Origin of the sequence: Paracoccus alcaliphilus, from assembly GCF_028553725.1 — a bacterium.
Taxonomy (GTDB): Bacteria; Pseudomonadota; Alphaproteobacteria; order Rhodobacterales; family Rhodobacteraceae; genus Paracoccus; species Paracoccus alcaliphilus.
On the sequence record NZ_CP067126.1, the window covers coordinates 354273 to 375821 of the forward strand.

General features: G+C 63.9%; 21 protein-coding genes, 1 tRNA gene, 2 pseudogenes and 1 riboswitch. Of the genes and pseudogenes, 8 read left to right on the top strand and 16 right to left on the bottom strand.

Going from position 1 to position 21549, the window contains the following annotated elements; genetic code table 11:
• Positions 1-13 precede the first annotated feature (13 nt).
• On the top strand, positions 14-940 hold the full coding sequence (locus JHW40_RS22040) for a manganese catalase family protein (RefSeq protein ID WP_272849126.1): 927 nt from the start codon (positions 14-16) through the stop codon (positions 938-940).
• 486 nt (positions 941-1426) lie between these two features.
• Here JHW40_RS22040 and JHW40_RS22045 read toward each other — a convergent pair whose 3' ends face one another.
• The 10 genes and pseudogenes from JHW40_RS22045 to aceB form a co-directional block, all read right to left on the bottom strand.
• On the bottom strand, positions 1427-2359 hold the full coding sequence (locus JHW40_RS22045) for an IS5 family transposase (RefSeq protein ID WP_272849127.1): 933 nt from the start codon (positions 2357-2359) through the stop codon (positions 1427-1429).
• 317 nt (positions 2360-2676) lie between these two features.
• Positions 2677-3705, bottom strand: a complete 1029-nt coding sequence (locus JHW40_RS22050) for an IS110 family RNA-guided transposase (protein ID WP_090618173.1) — start codon at positions 3703-3705, stop codon at positions 2677-2679.
• A 550-nt stretch (positions 3706-4255) separates the two neighbouring features.
• Positions 4256-5050, bottom strand: a pseudogene (locus tag JHW40_RS24350) (IS110 family RNA-guided transposase); the annotation flags it as partial.
• Positions 5051-5135: 85 nt separating this feature from the next.
• Positions 5136-5294: pseudogene (locus JHW40_RS24355) on the bottom strand (IS110 family transposase); the annotation flags it as partial.
• 103 nt (positions 5295-5397) lie between these two features.
• On the bottom strand, positions 5398-5829 hold the full coding sequence (locus tag JHW40_RS22065) for a pseudoazurin (protein WP_090617758.1): 432 nt from the start codon (positions 5827-5829) through the stop codon (positions 5398-5400).
• A gap of 11 nt (positions 5830-5840) precedes the next feature.
• A complete protein-coding gene (locus tag JHW40_RS22070; RefSeq protein WP_090617760.1) occupies positions 5841-6611 on the bottom strand; it encodes an ABC transporter ATP-binding protein in 771 nt (256 codons plus the stop codon).
• Positions 6608-7645 (bottom strand): FecCD family ABC transporter permease, encoded by a 1038-nt coding sequence (locus tag JHW40_RS22075; RefSeq protein ID WP_090617762.1) that lies wholly within the window; start codon positions 7643-7645, stop codon positions 6608-6610. Before JHW40_RS22075 ends, JHW40_RS22070 begins: the two co-directional genes overlap by 4 nt.
• Positions 7642-8652: an ABC transporter substrate-binding protein gene (locus JHW40_RS22080; RefSeq protein WP_090617764.1), complete on the bottom strand. Its 1011-nt coding sequence runs from the start codon at positions 8650-8652 to the stop codon at positions 7642-7644. Before JHW40_RS22080 ends, JHW40_RS22075 begins: the two co-directional genes overlap by 4 nt.
• Before the next feature lie 101 nt (positions 8653-8753).
• Positions 8754-8950, bottom strand: a riboswitch (cobalamin riboswitch).
• Positions 8951-9061: 111 nt separating this feature from the next.
• Positions 9062-10672: an isocitrate lyase gene (locus tag JHW40_RS22085; RefSeq protein ID WP_090617766.1), complete on the bottom strand. Its 1611-nt coding sequence runs from the start codon at positions 10670-10672 to the stop codon at positions 9062-9064.
• A 129-nt stretch (positions 10673-10801) separates the two neighbouring features.
• On the bottom strand, positions 10802-12427 hold the full coding sequence (aceB, locus tag JHW40_RS22090; RefSeq protein WP_090617768.1) for a malate synthase A: 1626 nt from the start codon (positions 12425-12427) through the stop codon (positions 10802-10804).
• 146 nt (positions 12428-12573) lie between these two features.
• Here aceB and JHW40_RS22095 point away from each other — a divergent pair, with 146 nt between their 5' ends.
• Positions 12574-14010 carry a helix-turn-helix domain-containing protein gene (locus JHW40_RS22095; protein ID WP_090617770.1) on the top strand — a complete coding sequence of 479 codons (1437 nt, stop codon included), beginning with the start codon at positions 12574-12576 and terminating at the stop codon, positions 14008-14010.
• Here the strand turns inward: JHW40_RS22095 and JHW40_RS22100 are convergent.
• The gene (locus JHW40_RS22100) at positions 14007-14621 is read right to left on the bottom strand and encodes a DUF6925 family protein (protein WP_419182488.1); all 615 of its coding nucleotides are present in this window, start codon (positions 14619-14621) and stop codon (positions 14007-14009) included. The genes JHW40_RS22095 and JHW40_RS22100 overlap by 4 nt on opposite strands.
• 54 nt (positions 14622-14675) lie before the next feature.
• Between JHW40_RS22100 and JHW40_RS22105 the strand changes: the two genes are divergently transcribed.
• Positions 14676-15608 carry an IS5 family transposase gene (locus JHW40_RS22105; RefSeq protein ID WP_272849128.1) on the top strand — a complete coding sequence of 311 codons (933 nt, stop codon included), beginning with the start codon at positions 14676-14678 and terminating at the stop codon, positions 15606-15608.
• 21 nt (positions 15609-15629) lie between these two features.
• Here the strand turns inward: JHW40_RS22105 and JHW40_RS22110 are convergent, their stop codons facing one another.
• From JHW40_RS22110 to JHW40_RS22130, 5 genes are all read right to left on the bottom strand, one after another.
• Entirely contained in the window at positions 15630-16085 is a 456-nt protein-coding gene (locus JHW40_RS22110) for a transposase (protein WP_090615939.1), read from the bottom strand.
• Between the two features lie 151 nt (positions 16086-16236).
• Positions 16237-16416, bottom strand: a complete 180-nt coding sequence (locus JHW40_RS22115) for a hypothetical protein (RefSeq protein ID WP_090615935.1) — start codon at positions 16414-16416, stop codon at positions 16237-16239.
• Positions 16416-16541, bottom strand: coding sequence for a hypothetical protein (locus JHW40_RS22120; RefSeq protein ID WP_272849129.1), 126 nt, complete (start codon positions 16539-16541; stop codon positions 16416-16418). Before JHW40_RS22120 ends, JHW40_RS22115 begins: the two co-directional genes overlap by 1 nt.
• A 144-nt stretch (positions 16542-16685) precedes the next feature.
• On the bottom strand, positions 16686-16823 hold the full coding sequence (locus tag JHW40_RS22125; protein WP_170851918.1) for a hypothetical protein: 138 nt from the start codon (positions 16821-16823) through the stop codon (positions 16686-16688).
• A 179-nt stretch (positions 16824-17002) separates the two neighbouring features.
• A tRNA-Leu gene (locus JHW40_RS22130) sits at positions 17003-17087 on the bottom strand.
• 353 nt (positions 17088-17440) lie between these two features.
• On the opposite strand from JHW40_RS22130, the gene JHW40_RS22135 reads away from it, so the two are divergent.
• The 5 genes from JHW40_RS22135 (at position 17441) to JHW40_RS22155 (ending at position 21503) form a co-directional block, all read left to right on the top strand.
• Positions 17441-17905, top strand: coding sequence for a hypothetical protein (locus JHW40_RS22135; protein WP_090615929.1), 465 nt, complete (start codon positions 17441-17443; stop codon positions 17903-17905).
• A 263-nt stretch (positions 17906-18168) separates the two neighbouring features.
• Positions 18169-19200 carry a glycosyltransferase family 2 protein gene (locus tag JHW40_RS22140; RefSeq protein ID WP_170851917.1) on the top strand — a complete coding sequence of 344 codons (1032 nt, stop codon included), beginning with the start codon at positions 18169-18171 and terminating at the stop codon, positions 19198-19200.
• Complete coding sequence (locus tag JHW40_RS22145) at positions 19197-20234, top strand: acyl-CoA dehydrogenase family protein (protein WP_090615922.1); 1038 nt, start codon at positions 19197-19199, stop codon at positions 20232-20234. Before JHW40_RS22140 ends, JHW40_RS22145 begins: the two co-directional genes overlap by 4 nt.
• Positions 20231-20920 (top strand): PIG-L deacetylase family protein, encoded by a 690-nt coding sequence (locus JHW40_RS22150; protein WP_090615918.1) that lies wholly within the window; start codon positions 20231-20233, stop codon positions 20918-20920. The genes JHW40_RS22145 and JHW40_RS22150 overlap by 4 nt, the downstream gene beginning before the upstream one ends.
• Positions 20910-21503 (top strand): SAM-dependent methyltransferase, encoded by a 594-nt coding sequence (locus tag JHW40_RS22155; protein WP_170851916.1) that lies wholly within the window; start codon positions 20910-20912, stop codon positions 21501-21503. The genes JHW40_RS22150 and JHW40_RS22155 overlap by 11 nt, the downstream gene beginning before the upstream one ends.
• Positions 21504-21549: the final 46 nt, after the last annotated feature.

Sequence of the window (21549 nt, forward strand, 5' to 3'; positions counted from 1 at the left end):
AAGGAGAAGGCACATGTTCTTACGCGTTGATAAACTGCAGATCGACCTGCCGGCACCGAAGCGCCAGGATCCCAACGCGGCAGCAGCCCTGCAAGAGCTTCTGGGCGGCAAATATGGCGAGATGTCGACTTTGGGCAACTATATGTTCCAAAGCTTCAACTTCCGCAGCAAGAGCAAGCTGCGTCCCTTCTATAGTCTGGTGGCGGCAATCACGGCCGAGGAACTCGGTCATGTCGAGCTGGTCAGCAACGGCGTCGCGATGCTGGCGAATGGTCCGGATGCGGATCAGGACGATCAGGGACCCGGCGGCGACATTTCCGGCGCTCCATTCGAGGCGATGAAGGATGCCCGGCTGGCCGCGGCTTTCTATTCGCACGCGGGTGGCGCGGTTCCGGTCAACAGCAACGGGCAGTCATGGAACGCGGACATGGTCACCACGATGGGCAATGTCGTCGTGGACCTGCTGCACAACTTCCACCTCGAATGCGGCGCGAGGCTGCACAAGCTGCGGGTTTACGAGAGCCTGACCGATCCCACCGGGCGCGAGGTCTGCGGCTATCTGCTGGTGCGGGGTTCGGTTCACGCACATGCATATGCGCTGGCACTGAAAAAGATTACCGGGGTCGATCTGGACAAGTTTCTGCCGGTGCCGAACATCCCCTTGGGCAATATTCCCGAATGTCAGAAATATCTGGCCGAGGGGGCGCATCGCCGCCTCTATACCTTCAGCCCGGACGATTATCACGAGATGAAGGGCATCTGGGGAAATGGCGAGGGGGCGCTGCCCGATGACCCGCCCGGAGAACTGGAGGTGGTGGATGGCATCCCGGAGGGCGGCAAGATCCACGATCTGACCGGCGTTCCTTCGGCCTTCACCCCCGATTACGCGCCCGAAGAAATGTTCGAGATCGCCAGCAAGCTGTATCAGAAATCACGATAAAGGGGCTGCGAGAGGTCGCCACTCCTCGGCAATGAGGACTATGGCGGCATCCGTGGCAGGGCTCTTTCAATAGGGCGGAGCAATGGGTCTATCGATTGCTCGTGCTTGAAAACGACAGCGTCCCCATTTGACCTCCTTCTGTGTGGCAGCACATCAATGCCGTGCGCCCGCCGCCTCCCAAAATCCTCCTTAAATCACAACCTCAAATCTGTGCCATGGGCGCTGACGGCCGACAGAGAACTCGTTCATCGTATTTATGATCGCGAGGCAGTAGGCGAGGATCGACCGCGGCAGGTCACTGCCGGTCTCCGAGATTCGGGCCGGAAGCTTTGTTAATTCCTGAACACTGAAGTTAGAAACATCCAGCCGATCGAGATAGGCGACCATGAGCTGAGCATAGAATGCGACGATCTTGTCGTGACGCTTCCTGCCGGCATTGTTGCAGAAGTCGTTTTCAGGACATAATGCCGCTTTTCCCGGCTGAGTTCATGCCACGCGTTCGATCTGGGCGGTGCCGAGGGCATTGAAGCGGTTCATCAGGGCCACGCGGATGTGGATCTCGGCTGTCTGACGGTCGGGGTCCCTCGAGGCGATCCGCTCGCCGAAGGATTTCAGGTTCCTCATCCGGGCCTCGACCCGGCTGCGGACTTGGTCGCCGGACCATCTTTTCCAAATCGTCCGGCCGAGACGCCGGGTTGCCCTCAGGATGTCGTTGCGGGCCAGGGCAGCGGGGCAATCTTCTTTCCAGAGGCGGCCATTTCTGCGGATGGGAATGATCCCTGTGCCACCGCGCGCGAGGATCGCCGAATGGCAACGGCGGGTGCCTTCGGCGCCATCACCGGTAACGGTGCCGATTTCCTCGTCTTCCGGGATCTGGTCCAGAAGATCAGGGAGAACGGGGCTGTCGCCCTCACGGCTGGAGGTGAATTCCACCGCCCGGACGTTGCCGGTCGCCGTGTCCATCGCCAGATGGACCTTGCGGTACTGGCGCCGGCGGTGGGTGCCATGCTTCCTCGCCAGCCACTCTCCGTCGCCCAGGAACTTGATCCCGGTGCTGTCCACCAGCAGGTTCAGCGGCCCCGGCGCACGGCGGCTCGTGATCTGAACCGTGATGCGCTTCTGCCTGCGGCTCAGGGTCGAGAAATCGGGCACCCGCCAGTCGAGCCCGGCCATCGAAAGGATGCTCGCCACCATCCCTGTCGTTTGCCGGAGAGGCAGGCCGAACAGAACCTTCACCATCAAGCAGAACTGGATCGCGGCATCAGAGAAGACCGGCGGCCGACCATTGCATCCGGATTTGGGTGCGCGCCAAACCATGTCCTTGTCCAGCCAGATCAGAAGGGACCCGCGCCGCTTCAAGGCATCGTTGTAGGACTTCCAGTTCATCGTGCGGTAGCGGGTGGGCTCAGGCTTGCTCATACTCGCCCCTTAGCCCACTGGATTCGCAGTGTGAATCCCTCAGAAAACGGAGTTCTGCAACATGTATAACCGCCCCTTGCGCAAGAGGGTTTGTGGATCAGTTTCGCGCGCTGTCGGGTGCTGACATGTATCCGGCCTCTGTTGCGGCCATCGTCATGCCGCCGGCCCGTATGGTGTTCGCGGATCAGGTCCCAAATCAACGCCGCGTGCTCGAAGGCACTTTGTTGCAGGCTGGTTCCTCTGATCCCGTCTCACGACCGTTGCGCCAAACGTCTCCTTGCCCTCTTTTGCTCCGACGTCCTCGCGACCTTGACGGCTTATGCCGCTGCGGCCGGAGCTTTGTAGACGTCACCGTGGGCCATCAAAGCCCAGACGATGCGCGCCATCTTGTTCGCCAGCGCTACCCGCACCAGCATGGGTGGCTTGCGCGTCAGCATTCCGCCCAACCAGGTGCCTGGCCGAGCCGAGGCATGAACGTGCCGCTTGATGACCACGCTGTTGGCGCCGATGATCATCAAGCGCCGCAGGGACCGTTCCCCCATCTTCGTCGTGGCGCCAAGCCGCTGTTTGCCGCCCGTCGAGTGCTGGCGGGGCGTGAGCCCGAGCCATGCTGCAAAGTCCCGCCCCTTCCGGAAGAGTTCAGGCGGGGGAGCAAGTGTGGCGATGGCCGTTGCGATCAGGGGGCCGATGCCCGGGATTGTCATCAAGCGCCGCGCGACTTCGTTATCCTTGGCCCGCCGGCTGATCTCGGCGTCCAGCTTCCCGATCTCCGCTTCGAGGTGTCGGAGCGCCGCGACCAGCACATCAAGTGTGGCGATGGCATCGGCGGGCAGACCGCTGTCGGGGTCCTCGATGATCGCAATCAGCCGAGCCGCGTTGCCAGCACCCTGCGGCACGATCTGACCGAACTCGCCCAAATGCCCACGCAGGGCGTTGATTGCCTGTGTGCGCTGCCGGATCAGAAGTTCCCGGATGCGGAAGACCATTGCCGCCCCCTGGGTCTCCTCACTCTTTACGGGCACAAAACGCATCGTCGGGCGTGTCGCCGCTTCGCAGATGGCCTCGGCATCGGCCATGTCGTTCTTCTGGCGCTTGACGAAGGGTTTGACATAGGCAGGCGGGATCAGCCGCACCTCGTGCCCGAGCTTGCCAAGCTCGCGGCCCCAGAAGTGCGCGCCACCGCAAGCTTCCATCGCGACAACGCAGCTCGGCTGCTGGCTGAAAAACGGCAGAACCTGATCCCGCCTCAGTTTCTTGCGAAAAAGAACACGCCCCAAGGCATCAGCCCCGTGAGCCTGGAACACATTCTTCGCCAGATCGAGCCCGACAGTGATAACCTCCGACATGACCGCTCTCCTATGTGGATCATCGCAAACCCACCCTGGCACACAGATGCCGTCGGGGGGCGGTTACACCATCAACGCCCTTCCTGTCCTTCAGCGCGCTCAGCTGCGCTTCGATCTCTTTGATTTCGTTTACGAGATTCGAGATCTCATCCGTCAGACTATCGAATTGCTCCCGAAAAAGATCAGATGCAATGCGTCGGCCCTTGCCCTCGATGACGTCCGCCAAGGAGACATCGTTGTGCCGGGCGTCGAGCGCGGCCTGGATCTCCGCCATTGCGGCATCCGCGTCTCGCGCCTCCGCCACTACGGAAGCTGCCAATTTCGCAAGTTGCTGGATTTTCGTCGAGGCTTCAGAAATGAGTTCGAGGCACGCCTCGCGATCCTCGATGATGCTGTATCGATTGGCAAAATCGTTCTGGTGGGACGTGCCACAAGTGGGACAGAGAATCTCCTCAGGAAGATCCCGGGCGAAGACGATGTCCTTCTTGATCTCCTGAAGCGCCGCGCGCACAGTGGCGATTTGATTATCGGTTATGACCCGCTGATCCAAGATTTCGGCGAGCCGCTCTTTTCCTCCCGAGGAATGCTGCCGGGGCACAAGTCCCAGCCAGGCTGAGAAGTCCCTGCCTCGCCTGAAACGCCCCATGTCAGACGCAATAGCCTCAATCGCCAGCGCGCTCAGAGGGCCGACGCCTGGCATTGTCGGAAGTCGCCGCGCTATGCCCCCATTAGCCGCCAATATATTGATATTATTGATTTTTAAGTCTATCCGTGTCGTTTTCTCGGCGATCTGCTTGAGCAAATCCAGGCATTCCTCCCGGACGAGTTTCGGAAGGTCGCTGTTCGAGGCCAAAATGATCGCCTCAATAGGCCTTATCTGGCCAATGCCCTGCGGGACGGCGTGGCCGTATTCGTAGAGATGTGATCGCAACGCGTTCACCAGTTCGGTGCGCTGGTGGACAAGACGTTCCCGGCCACGAAACAGCATTGCGCGCGCCTGCTGTTCTTCCGTCTTCGGTTCGACAAAGCGCATTTCCGGGCGTTGTGCAGCGATCACCATGGCTTCGGCGTCGGCAGCATCATTCCTCTGGCGCTTTACGAAAGGCCGGACATATTGAGGCGCGATTCACCGGACCTCATGGCCAGGCCTGACCATTTCTCGCGCCCAGTAGCTTGCGCTACCGCAGGCTTCCATCACCATGATGGCGGGTTCGTGCTGCGCCATGAAGTGCCGGAACTGGACTCGTGTCACCTTCTTGCGGAACTTCACCTGCCCAGCCATGCTGGCACCGTGAAGCTGGAAGACGTTCTTTGCCAGATCCACCCCAATCATTGTATCCTTCATTTGCCGTCCTTTCCTTTGCGTGGCGTTGAACACCACGATCCTGGCACATTGCGATGCCGTCGAGGGAGGGCGGCAACCACCCCATCTCCATCGCCACGAGACAAGGTGGCAGCGCGCTGAAGAAGCCCAGAACCTGCGCCCCGCGCAGCTTCCGACGGACAAGTGCCCGTCCATCTCCATTTGCTCCGTGGACCTGAAACACATTCTTCGCCAGATCCAGTCCGATTGTGGTAATCTCCGACATGACCGCCGCCCAAGTTGGATTGTTGCGATCCCACCTTGGCACATCAATGCCGTCGGGGGGCAGTTACACCATCAATGCCCGTCCCAACCGCCCCGAGGTGGGTTCAGTTTGCGGCGTCGCGGCGTTCCAGGATCTCCAGCATCCGCTGATGGACGGGGGCGGGCAGATCGTCGGGCAGGTCGGCCTCGGTCGCGGGCGTGTCGCCGACCTGGATCAGCATTGCCATGCCCATCGTGTAATGAGGCGAGCATTTGATGCCCCAGATGCCCTCGGCATCCAGCGTGACCTCGATTTCCTCGTTGATCTTGCCGATGAATTTCTCGCCCCCCTCGGGGATCATGCCGTCGATGGTGGCGGCATTGTGGCCGGGATTGGCGGCAAGGAACTTCACCGTGTCGCCGGGCTGGATCACCAGATAATCGGGCTCGAAGGGCATCGCACCGGTGTCGTTGCGGTTGAGCATCCTGACCTCATGCACCTCGGCCATGGCAGAAAGGGGCATCAGACAGGCAAGCAGGGCAATGCGGAACAGCATGGGGTTTCCTTTCAGGCAAGGCGTTGGAAGGCAAAGACAGGGCGGCCACCGCCCGGATGGGGGATCAGTTCGGCCTCGACCGCGAAGATGTCGCGGATCAGGGCCGGGGTGAGGACATCGACCGGTGGGCCGAAAGCCACGCAACGGCCCTCGCGCATCACCATGATCCGGTCGCAGCGCAGGGCGTGATGCATGTCATGGAGTGCGATGACGGTGGTGAGCGAAAGCCCGGCGATCAGGTCGAGGATGCCAAGCTGATGGTGGATATCCAGGTGGTTCGTCGGCTCGTCCAGCAGCAGGATCCGCGGCGCCTGCGCATGGGCGCGGGCGATATGGACCCGCTGGCGTTCGCCCCCCGACAACGACGACCAGTCGCGCGCGGCCATATGCGCCATGCCCACGGCCTGCAGAGCGTCTGCGACGACCGCGTCATCTTCGGGCCGCCACGGTCGCAGGGGGCCAAGCCACGGTGTGCGACCCAGCTCGACCGCCTCGCGGACGGTGATGCGGTCGCCCGTCTCGGCCGATTGCGCGACCAGGGCCAGATGCTGGGCGATCTGGCGGCGACGCAGGCGCTCCATCGGTTGGCCGTTCAGCCGGACCTGACCCCGGCAGGGCCGCAACAGCCCCGCCATCATGCCCAGCAGCGTCGATTTGCCCGAGCCGTTCGGCCCGATCAGGCCCAGCATCTCGCCCGGCCGCAAGGCGACGCTGACATCGGCAACGATATCGCGTCCCTGCGCGGTGCGACTGGCGCCGATCACCTCCAGCAGCGCGGTCATCGCTGCCGTCCCCGGATCATGACGACGGCGAAGGCGGGCGCGCCGACCAGCGCGGTAATGACACCGATGGGCAGCACCTGCCCCGGAATGACGATGCGCGAGACCACATCCGACAGTACCAGAAACACCGCCCCGGCCAGTGCCGTGGCCGGAACCAGCCGCGCATGACGGCTGCCGACCAGAAAGCGCATCGCATGGGGCACGACCAGCCCGACAAAGCCGATGGCCCCGGCGATCGAGACCATCACCGCCGTCACCAGCGCCGCCGTGCCGATCAGAACCGCCTGCGTGCGCCGCAAATCAATGCCAAGCGCAGCGGCGGCATCAGCGCCAAATGTGAAGGCGTCCAGAGCGCGGACATACCACAGCGTCACCCCCAGCCCCAGCGCCGCCATCGGCACCGCCAGCCGGGTATCGGGCCAGCGCACACCAGAAAGGTTGCCCAGCAGCCAGAACATGATGCCCCGCGCCTGTTCGGCGCTGGCCGATTGCGCGATGATCAGCGCGGTCAGGGCGTTGAACATCTGCGATCCGGCGATGCCTGCCAGGATGATGACCCCGGCCCCTCGCAGGCCTGTCCCGCCACCTGCGACCCGCGCCAGGCCCGCGACGAGCGCGAAGGCGGTCAACGCGCCCGCAAAGGCTCCGGCGGACATGCTGACCAGCCCGCCACCGACGCCCGCCACCGCAATGATGACCGCCCCGGTCGAGGCCCCGGCCGAGATCCCCAGCAGATAGGGCTCGGCCAGCGGGTTGCGCAGCAGCGCCTGAAGGATCAGCCCCGACAGCGCCAGACTGGCCCCGCCGCAGGCCGCGACCACGGCACGCGACAGCCTGTAATGCCAGATCACGCTGGCGTCGATCGGGTCCAGCACCTGCGAGGACAGACCGGCCTTGACCGCCATGACCTCGATCACGGTGGCCAGCGGGATACGCGTCTCGCCGACCGCCGTGCCGAACAGCAGCGCCGCGGCCAGCACCAGTGGGGACAGCCACAGCCAGCCCATACCACGAGTCGCGGCGCGTTGGTTCATTGCGTCAGACCGAACCCGGCCAGCGAATCCGACAGCGCCTCAAGCGCAAAGATCGAACGGACCGAGGGGTCCATGGCATTCGCTTCCATCGTCAGGATGCGGTCGTTCTGCACCGCATCCATTTCGCTGGTGACGGGATCGCCGGTCAGGAATTCACGCTTGACCTCGATATCGTCGGCGGGAAAGCGACGGCGGTTCATCTCGGCCGCGACGATGAAGGTCGGGTTGGCGCGGGCGATGGTTTCCCAGCCCACGGTCGGCCATTCCTCCTGCGAGGTGATGACGTTCTGCACCCCCAGCTTGGACAGCATCCAGCCCGGCGCGGCATTCACCCCGGCGACATAGGGGTCGATCCCGATATCGGCCGAGGAATACCAGAACACGCCCGACACGTCCTCGGGCAGGTTCAGCGCCTGCGCCTGTTCGACCGCTGCCGCCTCGCGCGCCTTCAGGTCGGCGATCAGTTCCTCGCCACGATCCTGCACGTCGAAGATCGCCGCCAGTTCCTCGATGCCCTGATAGAGCAATGCGGTGTCGAACATGACCGTGCGTTCGCCATCCATGCTTTGGGTATTGTCCTTGCCGACGCATTCGGCGGGCATGATCCAGCTGGGGATCTGCGCGTCGTCGAACATCTCGCGTGTGCCGACCGCGCCTTGCGGGCCGATCATCCATTCATAGGCGGTGACGACCAGCCCGGGCCGTTTTTCCAGCACGCTTTCAAAACTGGGGGCATTGTCCGAAAGACGCTCGACCCCGGCATCGACCTCCTCGAATTCCGGCAAGACCGGATTGATCCACAGCGCCGTCCCCGCGACCTTGTCGGCAAGGCCCAGCATATACAGGATCTCGGTCGTGCTCTGGCCGACGCTGACGACGCTTTCGGGCGCTTTGTCAAAGCTGACCTCGTGACCGCAGCTTGTCAGGGTCAACGGGTATTCGGTGGCCGCGAACGCCATCGGCGCCAGCGTAAATGTGGCGACAATCGCCGTGGTAAACCTGAGCATAATGCTTCCTTCCGCTGCATTATGGGCAGGCCGAACAGGCGGGTTGCGGTCGGGCATACAGGGGCACCGAACACAATCCCCTCCCGAGCCGACCCGCTCGGATTGGTCAAACGTCGCCGGCAGGTCTCCTGACTGACGGGTCACAGCTGGCTCGACCTTCCCGGACCCTGGGTCCAGTGGCATATTCCGAGCCGGGCTCACCGCCTACAGTTGCGGGGGCAGTTCCGGTTCGGGACGTGAAACACCCCGGCGGATTCCCTTTCAATTCCTTGCGGAAACCGACACCCTTCCCCTAGCGCCTGACGGTGTTGGTGGCAAGTCGCGGATGCAGGGGCAAAGCGCCGCCCCTTTCGGGGCGGCGCACCGGGCGGCGGGTCCAACGCCAGAAGGCCGCCGACCGGATCCGGGTTTATTCGGCGGCGAACTGGTTCATGGTGTTCGCGTGTCCGCCCGCTTTCAGCGCGCGCTCGCCCGCGACCATTTCCTTGAACGTGTCGCCAAGGTCCGAGCCGACTTCGTGCTGGTGCCGGACCGCGCTGATGCCGCGACGGATTTCCTCGCGCTGCACGGTCTTGACATAAGCCAGCATCTTCTGCTCGCCGAAATAGCCGTGCGACAGCTCATCCACCGATTTCGCGGTCAGGTGGAAGGTCGGCAGGGTGATCAGGTTGTGGAACACGCCCGCCCGCGCCGAGATGTCAGTCTGGAAGCGTTGCAGACGCGTGTCGGCCTCGTGGCCCAGATCGGTGTCGTCGTAATCGGCCTTCATCAGCTCAACGCCGTCGGGATAGTCGGCCTCGTTGATCCGGCCTTCCTTGATCCACTGCGCGCGGACCTGTTTGCGCAGGTTCAGCGTCCAGTTGAAGCTGGGCGAGTTGTTATAGGTCAGCTTGGCATCCGGCACTTCCTTGCGGATCTCGGCGACCATTCCGGCGATTTCGTCGACATTGGGCGTGTCGGTCTCGATCCACAGCAGGTCCGCGCCGCCGTCGCGCAGGCTGGCGATGCAGTCCTCGATCACGCGGGCGCGGCCGGTACCTTCGCGGAACGGAAACAGCCCGTTGGGCAGGCGGGCAGGCTTGACGAATTCGCCACCCTGCCAGATGGCCAGCTCGCCCTCACGGATCGGATTGGCGTCAGAGATCGGCGCGGTTTTCAGCCATTTGAGATACTCGGCGGCATGATCGCCGGGGCGCTGGCTGACCGGCACCTTCTGGGTCAGACCGGCGCCAAGACTGTCGGTGCGCGCCACGATCACGCCGTCATCGACACCCAGCTCCTCGAAGGCCAGACGGCAGGCGCGCAGCTTTTCGATGAAATCCTCGCGCGGGACGGTGACCTTGCCGTCCTGATGGCCGCATTGCTTGGCGTCGGACACCTGGTTCTCGATCTGCAGCGCGCAGGCGCCGGCCTTGATCAGTTCCTTGGCCAGCAGATAGGTGGCATGTTCGTTGCCAAAGCCCGCGTCGATATCGGCGATGATCGGCACGACATGGGATTCGAAACCGTCGATCGCCGCGATGGCACGCTGGCGTTCCGCATCCGTACCGGCCTCTTTCAGCGCCTTGAACAGGTCGTTCAGCGCCACCTCGTCGGCCTGCCGCAGCGAGACATAGATCTCGTTGATCAGATCGGCCACGGCGGTCTTTTCGTGCATCGACTGGTCGGGCAGATGACCCCAGCGGTTGCGCAGGCCGGCAACCATCCAGCCCGACAGATAGACATAGGTGCCCCTGGCCGTGCCGCGCAGGCGCTTGACCGATTTGATCATCTGCTGGGCGTGAAAGCCCGACCAGCAGCCAAGGCTTTGCGTGAATTTCGAGGTATCGGCATCATAGGCGGCCATGTCGGCGCGCATCACCGTTGCCATGTCGCGGGCGATGTCCAGATGCGTGTCATAGGTGCTTTGCAACCGCAGTTGCACGATGTCATCGACCGTAACGCCACCCGGCGTATTCCCGGAGGGGTAGCGCGACAGGAGCTCGGCACGGATTTCCGAAAAAGTCTTTCGGTTCTTCATATTGTTTCCTTTCAACATGGTCGGTTCTGGTTTTGACGGGTTCGGATTGCGACGGGGTATTGTCCGGAGAGCAGTCCCCGGGGATCGGCCCGCCGAAGGGGGAAAGCGTGCGAATGATGTCCATGGGGTTCAGTCCAATGCGTTCAGGACACGACTGGCCGGGGTGGTGATGAAGTCGGGCAGCACGTCGGCCGTGACCGCCTCCTGCACGATCCGCGCGGCACTGGCGTAATGGCCGCGATGAAAACCGTTCGGGCCAAGGCGTCCGAGGATGCGGAGGATTTCCTCCTGCACCAGCTGCCCGAACCATTCGTCCGTCAGCCGGCCCTCGCCGCCATCGGCCAGCACCACCGGCGCATTGTGCCGGCGCCATTGCCACAGCTGCGCGCGGCTGATCTCGGCGGTGGCGGCATCCTCCATCAGGTTGCTGATCGGCACCGCGCCGCGGCCTTGCAGCCATTGCGCCAGATATTCGATGGCGACCGAGATATTGGTGCGGATACCGGCCTCGGTCACCTGACCTTGATGCGGGGCCAACAGCTTGGCGGGCTCGATCCGGTAATCCTGACGCTGGCGGCGGATCTGGTTCAGCCCCGGCATGGCCGCATCGAAGACCTCGCGCGCGACCGGCACCAGATCGGGATGGGCAACCCAGGTGCCGTCATGGCCCAGTTCGACCTCGCGCCGCTTGTCCTCGCGCACCTTCGCGAATGCGGCCTCGTTGGCGGCGGGATCGCCCTTCACCGGGATCGCGGCGGCCATGCCGCCCATCGCATGGATGCCCCGGCGGTGACACACCTTGACCAGCCGCGCAGCATAGGTCGCCAGAAAGGCGCGGTCCATCGTGACCTCTGCCCGGTCGGGCAGAACATAGGCGCCGTGATTGCGCAGCGTCTTGATATAGCTGAAGATATAATCCCACCGGCCACAGTTCAGCCCGGCGATATGGTCGCGCAGTTCCCAGATGATCTCATCCATCTCGAAAGCGGCAGGCAGGGTCTCGATCAGCACCGTGGCCTTGATCGTGCCGGGGGCGAGACCGATCTTGTCCTGCGCGAACAGGAACACCTCGTTCCAGAACTTCGCCTCGCGATGGCTTTCCAGCTTGGGCAGGTAATAGAACGGCCCGCGTCCCGAAGCAGCCAGCGCGCGGCCATTGTGAAAGATGTTCAGCCCGAAATCGAACAGCGCGGCCGAAACCGGCTGGCCGCCGATCAGCACATTCGATTCCGCCATATGCAGTCCGCGCGGGCGAACGATCAGCAACGCGGGATCGAGGCCGATGCGATAGGACTTGCCGGTCTTCGGATCGTCATGTTGCAGCGTGCCGTCGCGGTAATCCAGCATGTTCGCATGGCCCGCGATGATATTGGCGAAACCGGGCGAGGTCGCATCCTCGAAATCGGCCATGAAGACTTTCGCGCCCGAGTTCAGCGCGTTGATCATCATCTTGCGATCCACGGGGCCGGTGATCTCGACCCGGCGATCGGCCAGCGCCTCGGGCACCGGGGCGGCTTGCCAGATGCCTTGCCGGATTTCTTTCGTCTCGGGCAGGTAATCGGGCAACTCGCCCCGGTCGATGCGCTCCTGACGGCGCTGCCGGGCGACCATCAGCGCATGAAGGCGCAGGCCGAAGCGCGCCTGAAGCGTGGCCACGAAGGTCAGTGCTTCGGTGGTCAGGACATGATCGGCGCCGGGTGCATCGCGCAGGATGACGGGCGGCGGAATGGTGATGGCAGAATGATCGAGGGGCATGGTGGGCTCCGGTGATTCCGTGTAATGTCAGGTTAGTAATGTTATGCCGCAGATGCAGCATATCGTTTGAACAAAGGGGTTTTATTGTCATTCATGTCAGACAACCCCGACATATATTGTAATTTTTGTTACAAGAGGCGAACGGGATGGCAGCGCGCACAGAGAAACTGATCATCGGCCAGCGGCTGCGGGTCTTGCGGCAATCGCTGGGGCTGACGCAGGCACAGATGGCGGCGGAACTGGGTGTCTCGGCCAGCTATATCACCCTGATCGAGGCCGATCAGCGCCCGGCCTCGGCCCGGCTGCTGATGCGGCTGGCCGAAGTCTATGACCTGAACATCACCGAGCTTGCGCCCTCGGCGGATGCGCAGCTGGCGGCGGATTTCGCCTCGGCGCTGAAGGACCCGGCGCTGGAGACAGGCAGTCTGCCGCGCGCCGAGATAGAGGCCGTGCTGCAATCGTCACCGCGAATCGCGGCGGCGTTCGTGCGGCTGCATGACCGTTACCGCGAGGCGCTGGTGATGCCGCAGGCCGACGCCAACCCGATGACCGACCGCGACAAGGTCGAGGCGCTGGCCGAAACCACGCGCCCGGTCGAGCAGGTGCGCGCATGGTTCTATGCCCGCGGCAACCATGTCGATCCGCTGGACCGCGCCGCCGAGGCGCTGGCCGAGGAACTGGCCCTGCACCGCAACGAACCCCATGTCGCGCTCAGCGCCCGGCTGGGCGCACATGGCATTCATGTCCGCATCCTGCCTGCCCCGGTGATGGGCGATCAGTTGCGCCGGTTCGACCAGCACCGCAAGGAGCTCTTGCTGTCGGAACTGCTGGGTCAGTCCAGCCGGCGCTTCCAGATCGGCGTTCTGCTGGCGCGGCTGGAGGCCGAGGACATCATCGCCGCACTGGTCGCGGGCGCGGCGCTGCCCGATCCGGCAGCGGTCAGCCTGATGCGGGTCAGCCTGGCGAATTATTTCGCCGCAGCCCTGCTGATGCCCTATGGCCGCTTTCTGGCCGCCTGCGAAAGCACCCGCTATGATGTCGAACTGCTCAGCCACCGTTTCGGCACCAGTTTCGAGCAGACCGCCCATCGCATGTCCACGCTGCAACGCCCGCAGGCGCGCGGCATCCCCTTCTTCTTCGTGCGTGTGGACCGGGCCGGGAATATCTCGAAACGTTTCAGCGCCGGGCGCTTTCCGTTTTCGCGCTTTGGCGGCACCTGTCCGCTATGGAACATCCATTCCGCCTTCGAGACCCCCGATCAGGTCCAGACCCAGGTGATCCGAATGCCGGAAGGAGCCAGCTATTTCTCGATCGCGCGCACGGTCAGCCGGGCGGGTGGCAGCCACGGCGCCCCCTCGCAACGGCTGGCCATCGGTCTGGGCTGCGACGTGGCCTATGCGCCGCGCCTGATCTATGCCGACGGCATCGACCTCGACCGCAGCAAGCCCGTCGATATCGGGCTGAACTGCTATCTGTGCGAGCGGCAGAACTGCCCCGCCCGTGCCCATGCCCCGATCAACCGCAAACTGGCCGTGAACGAACGCGAACGCAGCCTCGCGATCTTCCGCTTCGAGGAGGGTTAATGGCCCGGCGTGTCCGCATCCTCGGACTGGTTGGACTCGCGGTCGAAGGCTGCGCGCCAGCGTAACAGCAGGTCCGACGCGCCGTCGCGGCGTTCGGCCTGCCGCAGCGCCACGCGCAGGGCCGCACGACCGAAGCGGTCGGTGGGTGGGTCGATCCGGTCGGGCGGATCGCCCGCCGCCAGCATATACCAGATTTCGGCTTTCAGATTGTGGCGGGCCGGGTCACCCCACGCCACCAGCATGTGCTGAAATGCATCGAAGGCCGCCCGGTCGAAATCGCGATCCGCGCCAAGACTGTCCATGATCGGGCTTTCCGGATGCAATCCTGCCACCGGAACCAGCCCCTCAGGGATCGGCGTATTGGCCGAATGGCTGCGTCGAGCACGCAAAAGCTGCGGCAGAACGTGGGTATGCGGCCCGACGGGCGAAACCCCGCCGGTATCCGGCCCGCCGATCTTCTGGAACACCTCGACCCGCCCGATGCGGGTCAGCGCGACGCGGTGCGGATGCGTCTTGAGGATCGCGGGCATGGCGCGGCTATCGTGATCCGTCACCGGTTTTCCGGCCTCGGCCCGCAACAATGCGATCAGATCGGGGCGGCGTTGTTGCAGAACTGATCATCATCCGGGATTCACGGCGTGAATCTGGTGGGTTAAGAGCCTGCCATGAGCAAGCCCGAACCTGCCCGCTACGGTACGACCAACTGGCAATCCTATAACGACGCGCTGAAGCGGCGCGGATCTCTGCTCGTCTGGCTGGACCGGGACATGGACTGGCCTGCGCCGAAGGCAGGCAAGCCCGGACGTCCGCCGGTCTTCTCCGACGCCACCATCCAGTTCTGCCTGATGATGAAGGTGCTCTTCGGCCTGCCGCTTCGGCAAACGACCGGACTGGTCGCCAGCATCCTTGAGATGGCTGGTCTGGACTGGCCGGTCCCGGACTTCTCCACGCTCAGCCGCCGCCAGAAGACAATCACGGTCCAGCTTTCGTCGCGCCGGGCTCCGGGCGCTCTGAACCTGCGGGTGGATAGCACCGGGATCAAGTTCCTGGGTGACGGAGAGTGGCTGGCGAGGAAGCATGGCACCCACCGCCGGCGCCAGTACCGCAAGGTCCATCTGGCGATGGACACGGCGACCGGCGACATCCGGGCGGTGGAATTCACCTCCAGCCGTGAGGGCGACAGCCCCGTTCTCCCTGATCTTCTGGACCAGATCCCGGAAGACGAGGAAATCGGCACCGTTACCGGTGATGGCGCCGAAGGCACCCGCCGTTGCCATTCGGCGATCCTCGCGCGCGGTGGCACAGGGATCATTCCCATCCGCAGAAATGGCCGCCTCTGGAAAGAAGATTGCCCCGCTGCCCTGGCCCGCAACGACATCCTGAGGGCAACCCGGCGTCTCGGCCGGACGATTTGGAAAAGATGGTCCGGCGACCAAGTCCGCAGCCGGGTCGAGGCCCGGATGAGGAACCTGAAATCCTTCGGCGAGCGGATCGCCTCGAGGGACCCCGACCGTCAGACAGCCGAGATCCACATCCGCGTGGCCCTGATGAACCGCTTCAATGCCCTCGGCACCGCCCAGATCGAACGCGTGGCATGAACTCAGCCGGGAAAAGCGGCATTATGTCCTGAAAACGACTTCTGCAACAATGTCGCCGGAAGGGGAAATCAATGCCGAGGCCCTCACGGCACGCAGGATCTCGGTAAGATGAGCGGCGGGATAACCAGGCGGTATCGCAATATCCGCATCCCCGAGACGGACCCGGCAGGATGCTGCATCATCCGCCACGGGTGGGTTGGATCTGGCGCTGCGTCCAGGTTTCGCCGATGTTGGCGGCAGGACCTCGAAAAACGTGGGTTCGGCATCGCCGGGTCTGGCGTTCTTGACCCATACCGCCACCAGGGACTGGTGCGCGCCGATTTCTTCGGCGATCTCGCGGACGCTGGCACCGGCCTCGATCCGTTCGACTGCCATGGCGCGGAGCGCCTCGGGCCATTTGCGACGCCCGTTGGGCATGGTCGGGACGGCAAAGCCCCAGACCGTTTCAACTTCTTCCGGAACCTCTCCGTCCAGCATTGTCACCTCCTTTGATCAGATGACGCCAGTATCGCTAAGTCATTGATTTATAGAAACATGGGGTCTTTTCACCGCTTACGGTCCTCGGTCATGCGCGGCCTGCCATAGCTGCCCGGGCTCAGCCGATGCTGGTCGCGAATATGCGTCAGGATCATCGCGCGCCACACTTGCCGGTCCAAGGTTTGAGCTTTCGCGACAAAAAATCGTTGCCCACGGCCAGCTCTCCGATCCTGGCGTGCAGCGACCACACCGTGTCCTCATCGACCTCGGCCTTCTTCTTCCCGCCGCGATCAAAGATGTCCGTCACCCCTTCGAGCAGCGCCTTCTCCACTAGTGGATCATTGTCGGATGCAAGCCGTATTCTGCGGCCAGCTCCGACACGGTGCGCTCGCCTTTCACGGCTTCCAGCGCCACACAAGCCTTGAAGCCCGCGTCAAGGTTCCTGCGTTTCGACATGTTCTGATCTCCTCGTTCTGGGAGATCAGCAACCGTCGTAGGGTGCTGGGAGGCAGCGTCCGTCAAGCTGGTGTAAATTCTCGGATAGCCATTCTGGATCATCGGTTAGCCGTTGCAATAAGCCCGTCGACCCTCACAGCATTCCTAGAGGCCAGCGCCAATCCTGCCCTCGACATCATGCTCCATCAGCGTCTGAAGCACAGCCTCGGTCACGGCGCGCAGAAAATCTCCCTCGTCATGCTGTTGCAGCAGCTCGATCACGGGCATGTTGGCCTTGGTCATCGGGGTTCTCTTCGGTCAGTGGTTAAAGCTGGTAACTCCACCATAAACCGACGCCCTCGACGGCCACCCCGGTTACAACACCTCCGCGGCGCAACTTTCAACCACGTCCTTGGATGCTACCGGCTGAGAAAGGCGAAGGTCATGCAATCCATTGAAGTTACATGAATTTAAAAAGATAATGGTGCCCGGCAAGGGACTTGAACCCCCACGCCTTTCGGCGGCAGGACCTAAACCTGCTGCGTCTACCAGTTCCGCCAGCCGGGCAACAGCTTGGGTGTTTCTATAAAGCCATATCCTGGTGATGCCAAGGCCGCAGTTGAGGAGGCATCGATATGACCTACCAGGATCAGGGGCGACAGCCTACGACGAGCGACACCGGCAACGCGTGCTGTCGAACCTTCAACGGCGCGCCAAGGCTCTCGGCTTTACACTGGCACCTTTCCCTAAGGAAGAGGCTGCTTCTTAGAAAGCGGCTGAGGACATGAGCAGGTCGGACCGCCGCGCTGTATCCGGCCAATCCGCCGCATTGCTCAATAGCTGACAGGAACATTTCGACAGCCTGCTTGTTTCTGGCCCGTTCCGACATGGGGTCGGGGCACATTTGATGGGAGGCCGAAATGAAGACCGGTACGAAACTGATGGCGGCGGGTGCGATCTGGGCGCTGACGGCAGGTCTTGCCAGTGCCGATTGCGCGGCGGATCTGGCGGCGCTGGAAAATCAGGCGGATGGCGAAACCGAAGGAATCGCCAAGGACGGTTCGCTGGCACCGCTGGAGGACGGCGGCGCGGTGAATGACGGCTCTGAAGCGGCGGCGTCCGACGAGGAGGCTGGTGAGGGCGTTGCCCGCGACGGCACCCCTGCCGAATTCCAGGAAGGCGGCAATGACGAGCAGACCGGTGCGGATCTGGCGATGTCGGGCGACGATGCCCAGGCGCAGCAGGAAGGCGCACCGACAGCAGTCGAGCAGGCCGGGGATGCGTCCGGCGATCGTGACGCCGCGATCGAGCGGGCGCGGGCGGCTCTGGCTGCCGGTGATGAAGAAGCCTGCCGCGAAGCACTGGACGAAGCGGCGGCCCTGTGACCATCGCCCAGGGTGCGGCACCGATTCCCGCCTGACGGTAAGCTATGCCGCGCCGCCCGCCATGGTGGAACAGGCACCAGAAGCCCGGAAGCGCAACAAGCGTAAAGATGAAAGGACACCTCGGCTGCGGCAGGGTCGGGCGGGCTTCGTCACCGCCGTTGTCAACGTGCTGCGACTGCATCGGTCGGCTGGCTGCTGTTTGTTAGCGGAACGAAAGATCCGGGGCCATCGTTCACTATGGGTAAATGATGGCGGAGGTTCTTATGAACGGTTCTTGCGTTGCCCAGATCAGTCAGTCGCTACAGCCGCCGCCCGATCAGATCGTCATTGCCATACCCGTCCGGAACGAGGCGGCGCGGATCGGCAGGCTGCTGGGCGCGCTGGCTGTTGCCGCCTCGCGCTGTCATTTGCCGGTGACGGCTGTCGTTCTGGCCAATGACTGTGGCGACCGGACAAGCGCCATTGCGCGGGGTTTCGCACAACCGTCGTTGCGGATCGAGTTGCGCGAGGTCTCGTTTCCGGACCATCAGTCCAGCGCGGGGCGCGCAAGGCGGGTCGCGATGGATATGGCGGCGCGGGGTGATGCCCTGTTGATGACCACCGATGGCGATGCGGTCCCGGATCCCGGCTGGATCAATACGGCCCTGGGCGCGGTGGTCATGGGGGCCGATCTGGTTTGCGGCGCCATTACCGCCTGCGTGGATCATGTGCTGGCGACAGCCTCGGGCGCGCGGATCACGCGGGCAGAGGGCGCTTATGCTGCGCTTGTGCATGAAATCCGCCATTGCCTCGATCAGATGGCGGGACGGCAGGCGGTATCGGCGGCACGTCCTCATTACATGGAATCCGGGGCTTCGATGGCCATTCGTGCACAGGCCTATCGGGCCATCGGCGGGCTGCCCTGCGTGGATGCCGGCGAAGATCGCGCGCTGGTGCATCGGGCAGAGGCCCACGGGCTGCGGATCCGCTATGCCGACGACATGCGCGTTCGGGTTTCCGCACGGCTGCACGGTCGGGCGCAGGGCGGCATGGCCGAGTGCCTGCGACAGCGCATGTGCGACGGCGATCCTCTGGCGGATCAGGCGATGCTGCCACTGGAGGCGCTGCGTCGCTTGTGGGCAGAGGCCTTGGCCGGTCGCCCGCCGGGCTTTCCCGATCGGGCGCGGATATACGGAACCCGCCTGCGCGCAAGCGATCTGGAGCGGGACCTGCCGGAACTGAACCATTTTGTCGCCACCACGGTTCGCACGCATTTTGCGCGATGGATGCAGACGGCACGGGACAGGGCGGCATGAACCCCGCGGCACGGGCAGCCCGCCTGATCGCAGATGCCCCGCCCGATGGCGAGGACGGACCGTCCGGTCCCACCCTTGCCGCAGCCCTGCGCAACAGCGGGCTGCTGGTGGCGTCTGCGCGGCTGGCCCATCACCCCGAAAACCCGCTGGAACTGCTGGACGCCTTGCAGACCATCGGCCGCGCCAGCCTGTCGGCGGGACGTCTTTTCGAGGGCCATGTGAATGCCGTCAAGCTGGTCATCCTGCACGGAGGTCCGGTTGGTGATCTGCGCCGCGGTGCTCTTTATGGCATCTGGGGCGCGGATGGGCGCGATCCGGCGCGGATCGAGGGCGGTATCCTGCGTGGCCAGAAGCAATTTGCCAGCGGCGCCGATGTGCTGGACCGGATCATCGTCACCGCGAAACAGGGCGACAGTCTGCGCCTGTTGCTGTTCAGCCGCGCGCAGCTGCGTGGGCGGCTGTTTGCGCAGGAATGGCAGGTGTCGGGCATGAAGGCCACCGCCTCGGGGCGCTGCGATCTGGACGGGATGGCGTTATCCGATGCAACCCTGCTGGGCCCGCCCGACGCCTATCTGGTCGAGCCGCATTTTCATGGCGGGGTCTGGCGCTATGCCGCGGTGCAACTGGGGGCGATGCGGGCGCTGACGGCGATAACCGCCGATCAGTTGCACGAACGCGGGCAGGCGGATACGCCCTTGCAGGCGATGCGGCTGCATAGAATGATCCTGGCCTGCGAAACCGCCCGGCTGTGGCTGGCACAGGCTGCCCGCGCGGTCGAAAGGCCGGATGCGGTGGCCAGCGATGCCGAAACCGCCATCCTCGCGCGGCTGCGCACCGCCACCGAGGCTGTCTCGCTGCTGAACGCGATGGATCAGGCGCTTGGCGCGGCGTCTTTCGCGACGGCTCATCCGGCGGACCGGATCCGGCGCGATCTGAGCTTTTATCTGCGGCAGGCGAACCCGGACGGGCTGATGCTGGCATCGACGGACCGCATCCTTGCCGATCCCAACCTGCGGCAGCGGTGGATCGGATGAGCGGATTTCTGGAGGCACTGACCCACGCGCCGCAGATCACGGTCGGGGAATTGCTGGGCGACCGGCCTCTGGTCGTGCTGGCGCCCCACCCCGATGATGAGACTCTGGGCTGCGGGGCGCTGATCTTCGACGCCGCATCACGTGGCGCCGATTGCCATATCATCTGTGTCACCGACGGCACCAGGTCACATCCCAATTCGCGCCGGTGGCCAGCGCAGCGGCTGGCGCAGGAACGACGTGCCGAATTGTCCCGCGCGGTGGCGGTCCTTGCCCCGCAGGCGCGGATCGACTGGCTTGGCCACCCCGATTGCGCCGCACCCTCGGACGACGCCGCGGCCCGCGAAATCTCCGGACTTGTGCCGGATCGCGCGATGGTCATGGCAAGCTGGGACGGCGATCCGCATATCGACCATGAGCGGGTCGCGCAGCTTGCGCGGCATCTGGCGGCACGGCGCCCCGACATCGCGCTGGCCTTCTATCCGATCTGGGGCCGTTTTAGGGATCGCACCTCCCCTGCGCGGCTGATCCACGCATCCGGCGCGGCGCGGGCGGCCAAGGCGGCGGCGCTGGCCTGTCACCGCACCCAGATGAGCGCGCTGATCGACGACGATGCAGATGGTTTCGTCATGGAGGACTGGCAGCAGGCGCATTTCCTTGCCCACCCGGAGATCGTCATTGCCCCGTAAGGATGTTCTTGACCATCTGTCGCGGCTTTATGCTGCCAGCGACGATCCCTGGCATCATCGCAGCAGCGCCTATGAGGCCGGGAAATACGACACGACCCTTGCCGCCATCGGTCAGGGGCCATTCCGGCTTGCGCTGGAAATCGGCTGCGGCAATGGCACGCTGGCCCGCCTTCTGGCGCCGCGCTGCCGGCATCTTACGGTGATGGAGTGCATTCCGGCAGCGGCCCGGCTGGCCCGGACAACACTGGCGGACATGGCGCAGGTGACCGTGATTCAGGGCACGGCGCCACAGGGCCTGCCGGACATCCGCCCCGATCTGGTTCTGCTGTCAGAGGTGCTGTATTTCCTGACACCGGAGGAGATCCGCGAACTGGCCGACTGGCTGCTGACCCGTTCGCGCGGTCCTGTCGTCGCCGTCAACTGGACCGGCCCCACGGATGAGCCGCTGGACGGTGCCAGTGCCGTTGACTTGCTGGCCGGATTTCTGGGCCAGCCCCGGACCAGCGACCACGGCGCCTATCGCATCGACCTGTTCCACCCCTGCCCGACTGCAACAATCCGCGATGCTGGCGGTTCACCCTGAGCCCATTGGCCGAGAGCCCTGAAGATCGGTAAGGTCAGCTGTCCGG